Below are 15,188 nucleotides of genomic sequence, written 5' to 3' on the forward strand. Positions count from 1 at the left end.
AGTTCTTGGTCGATCAAACACACAAAGCCGTCATGATCGGGCCTTCCCGACCTTGCAGCGCAGGGCCATACGCGCTACGCAAGCCGCGACTTTTAAAAGAGCTTTTCGGAGCGTTGGATGACTTACGTCGTCACTGAAAACTGCATCAAGTGCAAGTACACCGACTGCGTCGAGGTCTGCCCGGTCGACTGCTTCTACGAGGGTGACAACATGCTCGTCATCCACCCGGACGAGTGCATCGATTGCGGCGTGTGCGAGCCGGAATGCCCCGCCGACGCCATCAAGCCGGACACGGAACCGGGCCTGGAAAAGTGGCTTTCGGTCAACGCCGACTACGCCAAGAGCTGGCCGAACATCACCCAGAAGAAAGAATCACCTGCCGACGCCAAGGAATTCGACGGCATGGAAGGCAAGTTCGAGAAATATTTTTCTCCGAACCCCGGCTCCGGCGACTGAATCGGGCTCAAACTTAACCCTAATAGCGGCGCTTCCGCCGAAAACCAGCCCTCAAGACCCCTAAATCATTGATTTTTGCGGGAAATGTGCTATATTGGGCACATTAAGCCGAACCCTGTCAGCCCCGTTGGCCCCGCTGGGTTCCCGTGAAACCAAATGTCGAACAGGGGCGTGGCAGTTTCCGCGCGCAGGCTGTGTCACAGAAAACGCGTAAAAAGAGTACTTCAGCGAGGGCTTCCCATAAGGAGGCCAAAAAAGTCGCCGCGGCCAGCCGTAGCGCATCCAAAGGTCGGACCGCGACGAAGGCGCCGGCTGCAAAGTCCTCGAAGAACAAAAGAAGCGCAATGCCTAACAAGACTGCCAAACCGGCCGCGAAAGCGACCGTTGCCAAGCCTGCTGTCAAGCCCGTTGCCGCCAAGGCTCCCGCTGCCAAGCCCGCCGCGTCGAAGGCTCCCGTTGCTGCTCCTGCCAAGGCTCCCGTTGCTGCCGCCAAGCCCGCTGTGAAGCCGGCGGCTGCTGCGCCGAAGGTCGAGGAAAAGAAGGTCGTGACCCAGCGTCAGGGCTTCAAGGCCAATGAATTCGTCGTCTATCCCGCTCACGGCGTCGGCCAGATCCTGGCCATCGAGGAGCAGGAGATCGCCGGCGCGAAGCTCGAGCTGTTCGTCATCAACTTCATCAAGGACAAGATGACGCTGCGCGTGCCGACCGCCAAGGTCGCCAATGTCGGCATGCGCAAGCTGTCCGAGCCGGCGCTGGTGAAGAAGGCGCTGGAGACGCTCAAGGGCCGCGCCCGCGTCAAGCGCACCATGTGGTCGCGCCGCGCCCAGGAATACGAAGCGAAGATCAATTCGGGCGACATCGTCGCGATCGCGGAAGTCGTGCGCGACCTCTACCGCTCGGAGTCGCAGCCGGAGCAGTCCTACAGCGAACGCCAGCTCTATGAAGCGGCGCTCGATCGTCTCTCCCGCGAGATCGCGGTGGTGCAGCACTCGACCGAGACCGAAGCGGTCAAGGAGATCGAGGCCCAGCTCGCCAAGAGCCCGCGCCGCACCAACGCCAAGGCGGAAGCCGCCGACGGCGAGGGCGATACGGATGCCGAGGGCGATACCGACGACACCGATGGCGACGACACCACCGTCGCCGACGAGGCCGCGTAAGCAGCTTCGCTCTGCGCAAGCAATCAAAAGCCCGGCCGAATGGCCGGGCTTTTTGTTTGGGGAATGCTTTCCAAGACGATGACTGAAGCTTTGTGCAAGAGGTCTCTCGACAAACTCGGTGTCGTCCCGGCGAACGCCGGGACCACGAGAGGAGAGAGTCTTCGTCAAACGACGCGTGGCGGGTCACTTCACCGGCCGCTTCTCGAGCTTCCTTGCCAGCGTGCGCCGGTGCATGCCGAGCCTTCGTGCCGCCTCCGAGATATTGAAATCCGTCTCGATCAGGGTCTGGTGGATGCGCTCCCATTCCAGCGTCTTGATCGAGGTCGGCCGGGCGTCGAGCGCGACCTCGGCGTTGCCTTCGGCCTTGTTGAAGGCGGCTTCGATGTCGTCGGTGTTCGAGGGCTTTGCGAGATAATGGCAGGCGCCCAGCTTGATCGCCTCGACGGCGGTCGAGATGCTGGCAAAGCCGGTCAGCACCACGATCAGCATGTCAGGGTCGTGCGTGTGCAGCAGCTCGACGCAGGCAAGGCCGGAGGCGCCGCCGAGCTTGAGGTCGACGACGGCGTGGCCGAAGGAGCGTTCCTCCAGCACGTTCCGCACGTCCTCGATCGAGGCGGCGAGCACGACATCATAGCCGCGGCGCTCGAACGAGCGCTTCAGCGTGCGTGCAAAGCCGGCATCGTCCTCGACGACGATGAGCGAACGGTCAGGCGTCAAAATTCCCTCCGATCGCGAGCGTTGCGAGCGGCAGCGTGAGGCGGACGGTGGCGCCGCGCTTCCTGTGGTTCTCGGCGGTCACGGTGCCTCCGAGCTTGCGCACGACGTTCACCACCAGGAACAGCCCGAGCCCGCCGCCGGCGCGGCCCTTGCTCGAGTGATAGGGTTTTCCGAGCTGCGCCAGCATCTCCGGCGCAAAGCCCGGGCCGCGATCGCTGATCGACAGCACGAGATGGTCGCCCTCGCGCTCGGCGACGAGCTCGACCCATTCCCGCGAGACTTCATAGGCGTTGTCGAGCACGTTGAAGATGACCTGCTTCAGCGCGATGTCGGAGACGATGGCGACGTCCGCTCCGAACGTGTTGACGAAGTAGAGCGTCCGCGCCGAGCGTGCGTCGCGCCATTCGTCGACCAGGGCGGTGACGAAGGCCGTCACCGTCGTCGGCGATGAGCCTTCGCCGCGCGCTTCGCCGGCCGAGACCAGGATGCCTGTCACGATCGATTTGCAGCGTTGCAGCGAGGTTTCCATCTCCGCGAGGTCCTCGGCGAGCTCCTGATCGGCGGCAAGATCCGGCATGCGGCGCCAATCGCTGAGGATCACCGAGAGCGAGGCGAGCGGCGTGCCGAGCTCATGGGCCGCGCCGGAGGCGAGCAGGCCCATGCGGACGATGTGATCCTGCTCGGCGGCATGCTGGCGCAGCGCTGCCAGATTCGCGTCGCGCTCGCGCAAATTCCTGTTGATGCGGGTGACGAACACGACCAGCAGCACGGCGTTGAGAACGAAGCCCAGCAGCATGCCGGCGACCGTAAGTGTATAGGTCTCGCTCAGCGGATTCGGCGGCAGATCCAGCGGGCGGTATGCCAGCGTCAGCCAGACAAAACTCGCGCAGGTCAGCGCGACCAGCGACCAGGTCGAGCGGGCATCGAGCAGCACCGCGCCGAGCGTCACTTGGAGCAGGAACAGCGAGGTGAAGGGATTGGTGGCGCCGCCGGAGAGGTAGAGCTGCGCGGTCAGCGCGGCGACGTCCAGCATCAAGGCGACCAACAGCTCGTTGTTGGTGATCGCGGCGCGATGGCGCACCCAGACCAGGCTGGAGACGTTGAGCAGCACCAGGGCGCCGATCACCGCGCCCATCCGCTCCAGCGGCAGGGGAATGCCGAGCCCAAGATGCACGCCGCCGATCGTCACGATCTGGCCAACCACCGCCGTCCAGCGCAGCTGGATCAGCAGCGCCATGTTCTTGCGGTTGGTCTCGTCGTCGGTCGGAGTCGTGCCGATCAGCTCGCTGCGCGCGTCCGCCTGCGATTGCAGCGTGACGGCGTGCCCGCCATGCGCAAGTGTGTGGGAAAGCGTCTTCCCGTCGTCAGGTCGGCTCGACGATCGTTCCAGCATCTGATCCCGTCCTGCGGGCGACGGCATCGGAGCCGCCTGCCTTTTCGTGGACGAAGCGTTTGCGGCGGAACAGCCCGCCGCCGAATGTGACGAAGAGTTTACCCGCCAGCATGAAAGCCAGGGCGAACCACGTCAGCGCGTAGATCAGGTGGTTATTGGGAAAGCTGACCACGGTCAATCCGCCGATTGGACCGCTGCCGGATTGTGATCCGGCATCGGCATCGACGAAGAACGGCGCGACATCGTGCAGACCGCGGGCGGTCGCAATCGCGGCGACATCGCGCGAATACCAGCGGTTGTGCTGGGGCACGTTGTTCCGGAGGAATCCGCCTTTCGGCTCTGTGATGCGGAGCAGGCCGGTGATCTCGACCTGGCCGTCCGGATTGCCGTCCCGGCGCGTCGATGCGTCGCGCCGCTCGGACGGCACGAAGCCGCGGTTGACCAGGACCTGTGTGCCGTCATCGCGCTGGAGCGGTGTCAGCACCCAATAGCCCGGGCCTTCCTCGGTGACCGCCTGGACCAGCGTCTCGCGGTCATGCAGGAAGCGGCCGGTGACGCTGACATGCCTGTATTCGTCATTTGCCCTGGAAACCGCAGGCCATGAATCGGGCGAGGGGACCGGCTGGGCAGGGGCATGGACGCGCTGCTCGACACGGTCGATCAGCGCCAGCTTCCAGGCGCGGCGCTCGATCTGCCAGATGCCGAGTGCGATCAGGACAACAAAGGCCGTCAGCGAGAGGACCGTGAGCCACAGGGACGGGGACCGCACAGCCCCGCTGCGCGCCCCGCTCGTCTTGCTGGTCACGGTCCTGACTTCGCTCACTTCATCCCGCTCATCTGGTGGATCGGCATCATGTTGCTGTTGAGGTGGCTCATCACCCACAGCGAACCGGACAGCGCGATCACCACCATCACGATGGTGAAGATCAGCGCCATCATGCTCCAGCCGTTCTCGGACGTCGTGTTCATGTGCAGGAAGTAGATCATGTGCACGACGATCTGCACGACCGCGAAGGCCATGATCACGAGCGCGGTGATCTGCTTGCTCGGCAGCACGCCGCTCATCACCAGCCAGAACGGGATCGCGGTGAGCACGACCGAGAGCACGAAGCCGAGCATGTAGCCCGAGAACGTGCTGTGGGCGTGGCCGTCGGCGTGGTGATGGTCGTGCGCGCCGGCTGCGTGGGTATCGGTGCTCATCGCAGAACTCCCAGGAGATAGACGAAGGTGAAGACGCCGATCCAGACCACGTCGAGGAAGTGCCAGAACATCGACAGGCACATCAGGCGGCGGCGGTTGGCTTCGATCAGACCGAACTTCTGGACCTGCACCATCAGCGTCACCAGCCAGATCAGGCCGCAGGAAACGTGCAGGCCGTGGGTGCCGACCAGGGTGAAGAACGCCGACAGGAAGGCGCTGCGCTGGGGCGTGGCGCCTTCATGGATCATGTGAGCGAACTCGGTGAGCTCGATGCCGATGAAGGCGAGACCGAACAGGCCGGTGATCGCCAGCCAGATTTGCGTCTGTGCGACCTTGTTCTGCTGCATCGTCAGCATGGCAAAGCCATACGTGATCGACGACAGCAGCAGCATCGAAGTGTTCACCGCGACCAGGTTCAGGTCGAACAGGTCCTTCGGTGCGGGGCCTGCGGCGTAGTTGCCACCGAGCACGCCAAAGGTGGCGAACAGGATCGCGAAGATGAGACAGTCGCTCATCAGGTAGATCCAGAAGCCGAGCGAGGTGCTCCAGCCTTCCGGATGCGGGTGTTCGTCGGCGAGATAGAAGACCGGCTCGCCGGTCTGGGCGGGATTGACAGCGACAGTCATTTACTTGGCTCCGGCGAGCAGTTTGGTGCGCGCGTCCTCGGTCCGGATGACGTCTTCAGCCGGAATGTCGAAGTCGCGGTGATAGTTGAAGGTGTGGCCGATGCCGACGACGAGCAGCGCGGCGAAGCTCACTGCGGCGAGCCACCAGATGTACCAGATCAGGCCGAATCCCATCGCGGTGGCGAGGCCGGCAAGGATGATGCCAGTGCCGGTGCTGCTGGGCATGTGGATCGGCCTGAACCCGGTGAGCGGACGCTGGTAGCCGCGCTTCTTCATGTCCCACCACGCGTCATTGTCGTGAACGACGGGGGTGAAGGCGAAGTTGTAGTCCGGCGGGGGCGAGGAGGTCGCCCATTCCAGCGTGCGCGCGTCCCAGGGATCGCCGGTGACGTCCTTGAGCTGCTCGCGCCTGAGGAAGCTGACCGCGAACTGCATCAGCATCGAGAGGATGCCGAGCAGGACGAGGAAGGCCCCGACCGCGGCGATGACGAACCAGATCTGCAAGGACGGATCGTCAAACACGCGCAGGCGGCGGGTCACGCCCATCAGGCCGAGCACATAGAGCGGCATGAAGGCGAGGTAGAAGCCGGTGACCCAGAACCAGAACGACATCTTGCCCCAGAACGGATCGAGCTTGAAGCCGAACGCTTTCGGGAACCAGTAGGAGATGCCGGCGAAGGCGCCGAACACCACGCCGCCGATGATCACGTTGTGGAAGTGCGCGATCAGGAACAGGCTGTTGTGCAGCACGAAGTCGGCCGGCGGCACCGCCAGCAGCACGCCGGTCATGCCACCGATCACGAAAGTCAGCATGAAGGCGATCGTCCACATCATCGGCAGCTCGTAGCGGATGCGGCCGCGATACATCGTGAACAGCCAGTTGAACATCTTCGCGCCCGTCGGGATCGAGATGATCATCGTGGTGATGCCGAAGAACGAGTTGACGCTGGCGCCCGAGCCCATCGTGAAGAAGTGATGCAGCCAGACCAGGTACGACAGGATGGTGATGACGACCGTGGCGTAGACCATCGAGGTGTAGCCGAACAGCCGCTTGCCGGAGAAGGTCGAGGTCACTTCCGAGAAGATGCCGAACGCCGGGAGAACCAGGATGTAGACTTCGGGATGACCCCAGATCCAGATCAGGTTCACGTACATCATCGGGCTGCCGCCGAAATCGTTCGTGAAGAAGTTGGTGCCGACGTAGCGGTCGAGCGAGAGCAGCGCGAGCACCACTGTCAGAACCGGGAAGGAGGCGACGATCAGGACGTTGGTGCAGAGCGACGTCCAGGTGAAGACCGGCATCTTCATCATGGTCATGCCGGGACACCGCAGCTTGACGATGGTGCAGATCAGGTTGATGCCTGACAATGTCGTGCCGACGCCCGCGACCTGCAGCGCCCAGATGTAATAGTCGACGCCGACATCGGGGCTGTAGCCGATGTTCGACAGCGGCGGATAAGCCAGCCAGCCGGTGCGGGCGAATTCGCCGATGAACAGCGAAGCCATCACCAGCACTGCGCCGCCGACCGTCATCCAGAAGCTGAAATTGTTCAGGAACGGGAACGACACGTCGCGCGCGCCGATCTGGAGCGGCACGACATAGTTCATCAGGCCGGTCACCAGCGGCATCGCCACGAAGAAGATCATGATCACGCCGTGGGCGGTGAAGACCTGGTCGTAGTGATGGGCGTTGAGATAGCCTTCGGAGCCGCCAAAGGCCAGCATCTGCTGGCCGCGCATCATCAGCGCATCGGCAAAGCCGCGCAGCAGCATCACGATGCCGAGGATCATGTACATGATGCCGATGCGCTTGTGGTCCACGGTGGTGAACCATTCGCGCCAGAGATAACCCCAGAGGCGGAAATAGGTGAGGCCGCCGAGCAGTGCGGCGCCGCCGAGCGCGACCACCGCGAAGGTGCCGACGACGATCGGCTCGTGCAGCGGCAACGATTCGAAGCCGAGCCGGCCGAAGATGAGCTTGAGAAGATCAGGAGACATGCGGGGATCTCTTTAGGAGTCTGACTTCGGACGCAGTCCGAGGAAGAAGGACGAGGACTTGAGCGGCGCGAAGCTCGGCCGCTTCAGGCCGGCGCCGAGCAGCGGCGCGGTGTCGACAGGAGCCGTGATCGACGCCGTGGTCTTGCCCTGCGGCGCATCGGGCGTGCAGGTGCCGGCGACGAAAGTCGGCTCCGGCCCGAGCGGGGTGCCGCGGCGGGCGTACTTGTCGTAAGTGAGCGGCAGGGTGTTGTTCAGGCCCTGATGACCGTTGCCGCCCTTGGCGTCGATCGCCATCATCTCGCTTTGGCACATCTTGCCGGTCTCGACGCACATGTTGAGGATCAGGCGGTAGAGATCGGAGTCGATCGTGCCGTAGCGGCGTTCCGGCTCGTTCTGGCTGGGCTTTTCGAGCTGAAGATATTCGGCGCGGCCGAGCGAGCCGCCGGCGGATTTGGCGCTGGCGATCCAGGCGTCAAAGCCCTTGTCGTCGAGTCCTCTAAAGTTGAAGTGCATGCCTGAGAAGCCGGCGCCGCTGTAGTTCGCCGAGAAGCCCTTGTAGGTGCCGGCGTGGTTGACGACGGCGTGGAGCTTCGTCTCCATGCCCGGCATCGCGTAGATCTGGCCGGCAAGCGCGGGGATGTAGAACGAGTTCATCACCGAGGATGCGGTGATGCGGAAGTTGATCGGACGGTCGACCGGTGCTGCGAGCTCGTTGACGGTGGCGATGCCGTAATCCGGATAGATAAAGAGCCACTTCCAGTCGAGCGCGACGACGTCGACCTCGAGCGGGGCCTTGGACTGGTCCACGGCGCGGTCGGCATGGATGCGGCCGAGAGTGCGATAGGGGTCGAGCAGATGCGTGCCCATCCAGGTCAGTGCGCCCAGGCAGACGATGATCAGCAGCGGCGCCGACCAGATCACCAGCTCGAGCTTGGTCGAGTGGTCCCATTCCGGCTCATAGCGAGCGGCCGTGTTGGACTGGCGATAGCGCCAGGCGAACAGCACCGTCAGCGCCATCACGGGGACGACGATCAGGAGCATCAGGACGGTGGAGATGATGACGAGGTCGCGCTGCTGGGCAGCGATATCGCCGGCTGGCGCCAGCACGACGTAGTCGCAGCCGCTGAGCGCAGCAGCCAGAGGTAGTAGCGCCAGGATCTTGAGACGAGACACGGGCCGAGCCTTTGAGAATGAGTTTCTTTTGCGGGGCCAACGGGTAGCTGCGGCGCAACAATCCGGACATTGGACAATTTGTCCAATGTTGCAGTGCGGAATGTTGGGCCAGAGAGGGCCAGATTGCCCGGCGCCCGCCGGGCGGTCGGCTTTGGTTTTCAGGACGTTAAGGGCGCACGAATGGCGACGGCACAGACCCCCGCAATGGCAGACCTCCACACGGGCGAGCACGGCCACGACCAGGCCAGTCCCGGCGAGATCGCCATCGGCGTCATCATCGGCCGCACCTCGGAATTCTTCGACTTCTTCGTCTTCGCGATCGCCTCGGTGATCGTGTTCCCGCGCCTGGTGTTCCCGTTCGCGAGCGAGCTGACCGGCACGCTCTATTCTTTCATGATCTTCGCGCTGGCCTTCATGGCCCGGCCGATCGGCACCGTCATTTTCATGACGGTCGACCGTGCCTACGGCAAGACCGCCAAGCTGATCTCGGCGCTGTTCCTGCTCGGCACCGCCACGGTCGCGCTGGCGTTCCTGCCCGGCTATCACGACATCGGCGTCGCCGCGATCTGGCTGCTGGCGCTGGCGCGCATCGCGCAGGGTCTGGCCTGGGGCGGTGCCTGGGACGGCATGGCCTCGCTGCTGGCGCTGAACGCGCCGCCCTCCAAGCGCGGCTGGTACGCGATGGTGCCGCAGCTCGGCGCTCCGCTCGGGCTGATCGTGGCGAGCGCGCTGTTCGCCTATTTCGCGGGTAACCTGTCGGCCGACGATTTCTTCGACTGGGGCTGGCGCTATCCGTTCTTCGTCGCGTTTGCCATCAACGTCGTGGCGCTGTTCGCGCGCCTGCGCATGGTGACGACGGAGGAATATGCCTCGCTGTTCGAGACCCGCGAGTTGCAGCCCGCGCGCATCTCCGACACCGTCGCGAGCGAAGGCCAGAACATCATGCTGGGAGCGTTCGCGCCGCTGGCGAGCTTCGCGCTGTTCCACATGGTTACGGTGTTTCCGCTGTCCTGGGTGTTCCTGTTCACCCGCGAAAGCCCGGTACGCTTCCTGATCATCGAGATCGTCGCCGCCGTGTTCGGCGTTGGCGCGATCGTGATGTCCGGCATCATCGCCGACCGCGTCGGCCGCAAGTCGCTGCTGATGGGATCGGCGATCGCGATCGCGATCTATAGCGGCTTTGCCCCGCAGCTGCTCGATGCCGGCGCGTTCGGCGAGACCATCTATATGGTGATCGGCTTCATCCTGCTCGGCCTGTCGTTCGGCCAGTCCTCGGGCGCGATCGCCTCGAACTTCAAGCAGGCGTACCGCTACACGGCGTCCGCACTGACCTCGGACATGGCCTGGCTGTTCGGTGCCGGCTTCGCGCCGCTGGTCGCCTTGCTGCTCGCGACCAATCTCGGCGTCATCGCCTCGGGCGCGTATCTGTTGTCCGGCGCGTTCTGGACCCTGCTGGCGCTCTGGCTCAGCGGCCAGCGCGAGAAGGGCGATATGGATACGGGGCGTTAAGCTCGAGCTGTAGCCACATCACAGGTGCGGTAGGGTGGGCAAAGGCGCCCTTGCGCCGTGCCCACCATCTCTCTCGATCGCAAAAGATGCGTGGGCACGCTTGCGCTTTGCCCACCCTACGGCACCACCCGTTTCGCTAATCCGCCACGATCTTCACGCGATCGCGCACCTTCACCTGCGCGGTGCGATCGAGGCCGTTCAGCACGCGAAAACGCTCGGCGGGATGGTCGACGCCGGCCATGCGGTGGGAGAGCGATTCCACGGTGTCGCCGGGCTGCACGGTGATGACCTTGATGCGGAGCGGGCGCGCGGCCTGAATCTCGTCGAGCGTCAGGCGACGGAACGAATTGACGGTCTCGCGCGCATTGCGCTCGCTCTCGGTCGACTTCTGCCGTGCCGCAAAGATGAAGCGGTAGACGTCGCTGCCGAAGCGCAGCGCGTAGACCTTGAACTGCCACTGGTCGCCTTTGGCGGCGGCCGACGCAGCCGGGAAACCGTTGATGGTGATGTCCTCGGTGGACGCCTTCTCGACGCCCTCCATCCAGCCGGAATTGAGGTAGTCGCCGAGCGACTGCTCGGCCGGCACGCGCACCACGTCGAAACGCATCGCCTGTGCGCCGCCCTCGCGCACGCCGATCACGGCCTGGGCGGTGTTGTCGAGCGTGAAATTGTCCGGCGCCTGGAAGGTGAAGCCCAGCTTGGGATGCAGGAAGCGGCGGCCGCGGACGAAACCTTCGCTGGGGTCTTCGCCGTAGACGAGGTTGTCGATCGCAGCGAGATAGCTCTCGCGGTCGCGCTCGGCGCCTTCAGGCGCCGTATATTGCCGCGCAATTGTCTGCGCGTTCTGCACGCGCTCCGGGGTCGCCGGATGCGACGAGGTGAAATCCTGCGCGCGCGGATCGAGCGAGCTCTTGCCGGCCTTCAGCTCGGCATTGCGCTCCATCGCGGAGAGGAAGCGCGCAGCACCGTAGGGATCGAAATGCGCCTTGGCGGAAATGCCGACGCCGATGCCGTCGGCCTCGAACTCCTGCTTGCGCGAAAAGCTCGCCATGGTGAGCTTGGTCTTGGCCAGCGCGAGCGCGGTGAGATCGGGGTCGTTGCTCATGTCGGTGACGACGCGGGTGACGATCGCGGCCTGGCGCGCCTGGTCCTCGCGCATCGCGGCGTGCTTGGACAGCACGTGCGCCATCTCGTGGCTGAGCACGGAGGACAATTCCGAGGTGTCGCTGGCGAGCGCGAGAAGTCCGCGGGTGACATAGAGCTGGCCGTTCGGCAGCGCGAAGGCGTTCACCGCGCCGGAATTGAGGATGGTGACCTTGTAGCCCTGGTCGGGACGGTCGGACGCTGCGACCAGCCGGTCGACGGTCTTGCTGACGAGCGATTCGAGCCTGGGATCGTCATAGGTGCCGCCATAGCTCGCCAGGATGCGCTCGTGCTCCTTTTCGGTGGCGGGGGTCTGCGCGACGGCCGGCTTCGGCTTGGGCATTGCAACGGTCGGCGGGGTCGCGGCAGCCTGGAACCGGCCCATGTCGCCGCAGCCGGCGAGAAGCCCGCCCAGCGCAAGGCAAAGCGCGGCCGGCGCCGCCCGCAGGCGGCGGCAATCGCCCAGTCCGTGCCGTTCTAGCACCCCATTCACTTCAATTAACCCGTGCCCGGCCGTTAAGGCCTTACCCCAGTAGGCTCGTTTGCGCCCAGCAATTCAACCTGTCCCAAGAGACGCACATCGATGCGCGGCCCCGTACTTCCCTCGACCCAGCCTCGGACTCGAATACGCTTACTTTCCAATAACTTAAGGGTGATCCCGGCATTTTCGAACGCCGGTAGCGTGCGCTTTGAAATAGTCACGGCAAAGCCACGTGTCCAGTTCCGTCCGAAGTTGAGGTAGGTCATTGCCCCAGCTTGCCGGACCGACAGGACTTTGCCCTCGACCACCATAAAGCGCCCGATCCCCGCCAAAATATCGTCCGGACTTTCCGCGTTTTTTATGGCCGACGGGTCAGCCCAACTGCCCTTTTTTTGGCGCCGCGCCTCGGCCTCCGACGCCATCAGGGCCGCCGCGCAGTCCTTGTCCGTGATTTCGGCCGACACCAGGGCGTCGCCCTGGGCGAGCAGCATGGCCTGCACCGAGATGTCGCTTTCGCCGATGAAGACCAGCGCGCCCTGGCGGCCGTAGCGGTCGGGCGTGTCGTCGCTACCGCGGAGTGTCACGTCGCGGCTCGCGAGCAGCGAGGCCAGCGCCTGCTTCGTCGTCGCCGTCGTCTCGATGCCTGCGAGGCGGATCTCGCGGCCATCGTCGAGACGAACGCTGCGCGCATCGACGATGGCGGCGACGCGGCCTTCGCCTTGCGACTCGAACTGGCACGGCGTCGCGAGCGCGGTGCGACTCGCGAGGAGAAGGAATGCGACGATGAGGTGAAGCAGTCGCGTCACGTGACCCGGAGAGGTTGCGTTGTGGGTCGATCCTAACTCAAACGATGCCAATGACGAAGGGACTCTCGTAGGGTGGGCAAAGCGAAGCGTGCCCACGTCTTTGCCGATCGCGCAGGCCGTGGGCACGGCGCGAAGAGCGCGCCTTTGCCCACCCTACGGCAGCGAGTGCGGGGCTTTGATGTCATCTCACACGCTCGCAATGACGTGGAAACATGCTTCCGCATCTCACCATTCCGTTTTGCGGAAAACATGCCGCCACCGCAAGACTCGCATGGCGCTCTCGCGCTTGCTGCGCTCTTGCGCATGCGGCATGATTGCGGCAACAGCTTTCGCCAAGAGCAATAACCAAGCCGCCATCAGAGTACGGCGCGATAAGGGAGATCGTTTTCCATGAAGACAATTTTGTCGGGCATTTTTGCCGCCGCGTTTGCCCTCAGTGCGAGCGCCGCCGCGCAGGCCCAGGACAAGCCACCTCTCAAGATCGGCGGCATCCTCGACATGTCGAGCCTCTATGCCGACATCACCGGACCCGGCAGCGAGACCGCAGCCAAGATGGCGGTGGAGGATTTCGGCGGCGAGGTGCTGGGGCGCAAGATCCAGGTGCTGGCAGCCGATCATCAAAACAAGGCCGATCTCTCCGCCAACATCGCCCGCGACATGCTCGACAACCAGGGCGTCGAGATGATCTACGACGTCGCGGCCTCCGCGACCGCGCTTGCGGCAGGTGAGATCGCGAAAGCGCGCAACAAGATCATCATCTTCAACGGTCCGGGTTCAATCCGTCTCACCAACGAGGCCTGCGGTCCCTACACCATCCACTACGTGTTCGACACCTACGGCCAGGCCAACGTGACCGGCCTTGCGGCCGTGAAGTCCGGCCTCGACAGCTGGTACTTCCTCACCGCCGATTACGCCTTCGGCCAGGATCTGGAGAAGGACACCAGTGCCGTCGTCACCAAGACCGGCGGCAAGGTGCTCGGCAGCGTGCGCCATCCGCTCAACACGTCGGATTTCTCGTCGTTCCTGCTTCAGGCACAGGCTTCGAAGGCCAAGGTGATCGGGCTTGCGAACGCCGGCGGCGACACCGTCAACGCCATCAAGCAGGCGGCGGAGTTCGGGATCATGAAGGGCGGTCAGAAAGTCTCGCCGCTGCTCGTCTTCGTCACCGATATCGACTCGATCGGCCTGGAGACCGCGCAGGGGTTGCTGCTGGCGGAAGCCTTCTATTGGGACATGAACGACGAGACGCGCGCCTTCTCCAAGCGCTTTCAGGAGCGCGTGAAGCGGCCGCCGACCTCGGCGCAGGCCGGCGTCTACTCCTCCGTCACGCACTACCTGAAGGCGGTGAAGGCGGCCGGCACCACGGATGCAGCGACTGTCATGAAGGTGATGAAGGAGACGCCGATCAACGACTTCTTCGCCAAGGGTGGCAAGATCCGCGAGGACGGCCGCATGATCCACGACATGTACCTGTTCGAGGTGAAGAAGCCGTCGGAGTCGAAGGGCCGCTGGGACGATTACAAGCTGCTCGCCACCGTGCCCGGCAGCGAAGCGTTCCAGTCGCTGGAGCAGTCGCGCTGCCCGCTGGTGAAGAAGTGACGCGAAGCGTCATCCCGGGGCGCGCGTAAGCGCGAACCTGGGATCCATCGGGCCGCAGTGATTGTCGACAAATGGATTCCGGGTTCGGGCTTCGCGCGCCCCGGAATGACGGAGCAAAACAACAAGGGAGACGCCCTATGAGCAACGACATGGTCCTGCAAAAGCTCGAAGGCGGGCTGCTCACCATCACCATGAACCGTCCGGAGCGGAAGAACGCGCTCAACCCTGAGATGGTGGCCGGGCTGGTCGAAGCGGCACGCCGTGCGGCTGATGATCCCGAGGTGCGCGCGGTGCTGTTCAAGGGGGCCGGCGGCTCGTTCTGCGTCGGCGGCGACGTCAAGTCGATGGCGGCGGGCCGCGCGCCGCTGCCGTTCGAGCAGAAGCTTGCGAATCTGCGCCGCGGCATGGAGGTCTCGCGCATCCTGCACCAGATGCCGAAGCCCGTGGTGGCGCAGCTCGACGGCGCCGCAGCCGGCGCCGGCTTGTCGATGGCGCTGTCCTGCGACCTGCGCATCGCCTCGGAATCCTGCAAGATCACCACGGCCTTTGCCAAGGTCGGCTTCTCCGGCGACTACGGCGGGACCTATTTCCTGACGCAGCTGCTCGGCAGCGCGCGGGCGCGCGAGCTCTATCTGATGTCGCCGGTGCTCACGGCGAGGGAAGCGCATGCGATCGGCATGGTGACCAAGGTCGTGCCCGATGCCGAGATCGACGCCGCCGCGCACGAGGTCGCGCTGTCGCTGGCGCAAGGGCCGTCGATCGCGCTCGGCTTCATCAAGCGCAACATCAACAATGCCGAGCATCTGCCGCTGGAGGACTGCTTCGACGGCGAGGCGATCCACCACACCCGCTGCGGCGACACCGAGGATCACAAGGAGGCCGCAAAGGCCTTCGTCGAGAAGCGCAAGCCGACCTTCAGGGGCGCATGAC

Annotated in this window: 14 protein-coding genes; 5 read left to right on the plus strand and 9 right to left on the minus strand. The window is 64.3% G+C overall.

Translation table 11 applies throughout. The features are described 5' to 3' along the window. The first annotated feature begins 117 nt into the window (after nt 1-117). Together fdxA and GGD66_RS14645 are read left to right on the plus strand one after the other, a co-directional pair. A complete protein-coding gene (fdxA, locus tag GGD66_RS14640; RefSeq protein ID WP_011082989.1) occupies nt 118-456 on the plus strand; it encodes a ferredoxin FdxA in 339 nt (112 codons plus the stop codon). A 344-nt stretch (nt 457-800) separates the two neighbouring features. Continuing rightward, nucleotides 801-1,613 carry a CarD family transcriptional regulator gene (locus GGD66_RS14645; protein WP_084674786.1) on the plus strand — a complete coding sequence of 271 codons (813 nt, stop codon included), beginning with the start codon at nt 801-803 and terminating at the stop codon, nt 1,611-1,613. Between the two features lie 183 nt (nt 1,614-1,796). Here the strand turns inward: GGD66_RS14645 and GGD66_RS14650 are convergent, their stop codons facing one another. From GGD66_RS14650 to cyoA, 7 genes are read right to left on the minus strand one after another with little or no spacing between them, the layout of a single operon-like run. Next, on the minus strand, nt 1,797-2,330 hold the full coding sequence (locus GGD66_RS14650; protein ID WP_018316482.1) for a response regulator transcription factor: 534 nt from the start codon (nt 2,328-2,330) through the stop codon (nt 1,797-1,799). Then, on the minus strand, nt 2,320-3,723 hold the full coding sequence (locus GGD66_RS14655; protein ID WP_183258193.1) for an ATP-binding protein: 1,404 nt from the start codon (nt 3,721-3,723) through the stop codon (nt 2,320-2,322). Before GGD66_RS14655 ends, GGD66_RS14650 begins: the two co-directional genes overlap by 11 nt. Further along, a complete protein-coding gene (locus GGD66_RS14660; RefSeq protein ID WP_183258194.1) occupies nt 3,695-4,546 on the minus strand; it encodes an SURF1 family protein in 852 nt (283 codons plus the stop codon). The genes GGD66_RS14655 and GGD66_RS14660 overlap by 29 nt, the downstream gene beginning before the upstream one ends. Further along, complete coding sequence (gene cyoD, locus GGD66_RS14665; RefSeq protein WP_183258195.1) at nt 4,543-4,923, minus strand: cytochrome o ubiquinol oxidase subunit IV; 381 nt, start codon at nt 4,921-4,923, stop codon at nt 4,543-4,545. The genes GGD66_RS14660 and cyoD overlap by 4 nt, the downstream gene beginning before the upstream one ends. Next, nucleotides 4,920-5,549 (minus strand): cytochrome o ubiquinol oxidase subunit III, encoded by a 630-nt coding sequence (cyoC, locus tag GGD66_RS14670; RefSeq protein ID WP_018316478.1) that lies wholly within the window; start codon nt 5,547-5,549, stop codon nt 4,920-4,922. The genes cyoD and cyoC overlap by 4 nt, the downstream gene beginning before the upstream one ends. Next, complete coding sequence (cyoB, locus tag GGD66_RS14675) at nt 5,550-7,547, minus strand: cytochrome o ubiquinol oxidase subunit I (protein WP_179732140.1); 1,998 nt, start codon at nt 7,545-7,547, stop codon at nt 5,550-5,552. A gap of 12 nt (nt 7,548-7,559) precedes the next feature. Beyond that, entirely contained in the window at nt 7,560-8,720 is a 1,161-nt protein-coding gene (gene cyoA, locus GGD66_RS14680; RefSeq protein ID WP_092261290.1) for a ubiquinol oxidase subunit II, read from the minus strand. 180 nt (nt 8,721-8,900) lie between these two features. Here cyoA and GGD66_RS14685 point away from each other — a divergent pair, with 180 nt between their 5' ends. Continuing rightward, the gene (locus tag GGD66_RS14685) at nt 8,901-10,229 is read left to right on the plus strand and encodes an MFS transporter (RefSeq protein WP_018316475.1); all 1,329 of its coding nucleotides are present in this window, start codon (nt 8,901-8,903) and stop codon (nt 10,227-10,229) included. Between the two features lie 136 nt (nt 10,230-10,365). On the opposite strand, the gene GGD66_RS14690 is transcribed toward GGD66_RS14685, so the two are convergent. Beyond that, entirely contained in the window at nt 10,366-11,757 is a 1,392-nt protein-coding gene (locus tag GGD66_RS14690; RefSeq protein ID WP_246788901.1) for a M48 family metalloprotease, read from the minus strand. Between the two features lie 131 nt (nt 11,758-11,888). Beyond that, nucleotides 11,889-12,659, minus strand: a complete 771-nt coding sequence (locus GGD66_RS14695; protein WP_312014139.1) for a thermonuclease family protein — start codon at nt 12,657-12,659, stop codon at nt 11,889-11,891. 390 nt (nt 12,660-13,049) lie between these two features. Between GGD66_RS14695 and GGD66_RS14700 the strand changes: the two genes are divergently transcribed. Both GGD66_RS14700 and GGD66_RS14705 read left to right on the plus strand, forming a co-directional pair. Continuing rightward, a complete protein-coding gene (locus tag GGD66_RS14700; protein ID WP_018316471.1) occupies nt 13,050-14,258 on the plus strand; it encodes an ABC transporter substrate-binding protein in 1,209 nt (402 codons plus the stop codon). 137 nt (nt 14,259-14,395) lie between these two features. Next, on the plus strand, nt 14,396-15,187 hold the full coding sequence (locus tag GGD66_RS14705; RefSeq protein WP_183258197.1) for an enoyl-CoA hydratase: 792 nt from the start codon (nt 14,396-14,398) through the stop codon (nt 15,185-15,187). Nucleotide 15,188 lies beyond the last annotated feature (1 nt).

The organism is Bradyrhizobium sp. CIR48, from assembly GCF_014198315.1.
Taxonomy (GTDB): Bacteria; Pseudomonadota; Alphaproteobacteria; order Rhizobiales; family Xanthobacteraceae; genus Bradyrhizobium.

Coding starts and splice junctions, on each gene's coding strand:
- GGD66_RS14645 (WP_084674786.1), top strand. CDS start 801: ATGCCTAACAAGACTGCCAAACCGGCCGCGAAAGCGACCGTTGCCAAG.
- cyoC (WP_018316478.1), bottom strand. CDS start 5,549: ATGACTGTCGCTGTCAATCCCGCCCAGACCGGCGAGCCGGTCTTCTAT.
- cyoD (WP_183258195.1), bottom strand. CDS start 4,923: ATGAGCACCGATACCCACGCAGCCGGCGCGCACGACCATCACCACGCC.
- cyoB (WP_179732140.1), bottom strand. CDS start 7,547: ATGTCTCCTGATCTTCTCAAGCTCATCTTCGGCCGGCTCGGCTTCGAA.
- GGD66_RS14690 (WP_246788901.1), bottom strand. CDS start 11,757: ATGGGCCGGTTCCAGGCTGCCGCGACCCCGCCGACCGTTGCAATGCCC.
- GGD66_RS14685 (WP_018316475.1), top strand. CDS start 8,901: ATGGCGACGGCACAGACCCCCGCAATGGCAGACCTCCACACGGGCGAG.
- GGD66_RS14655 (WP_183258193.1), bottom strand. CDS start 3,723: ATGCTGGAACGATCGTCGAGCCGACCTGACGACGGGAAGACGCTTTCC.
- GGD66_RS14700 (WP_018316471.1), top strand. CDS start 13,050: ATGAAGACAATTTTGTCGGGCATTTTTGCCGCCGCGTTTGCCCTCAGT.
- fdxA (WP_011082989.1), top strand. CDS start 118: ATGACTTACGTCGTCACTGAAAACTGCATCAAGTGCAAGTACACCGAC.
- GGD66_RS14705 (WP_183258197.1), top strand. CDS start 14,396: ATGAGCAACGACATGGTCCTGCAAAAGCTCGAAGGCGGGCTGCTCACC.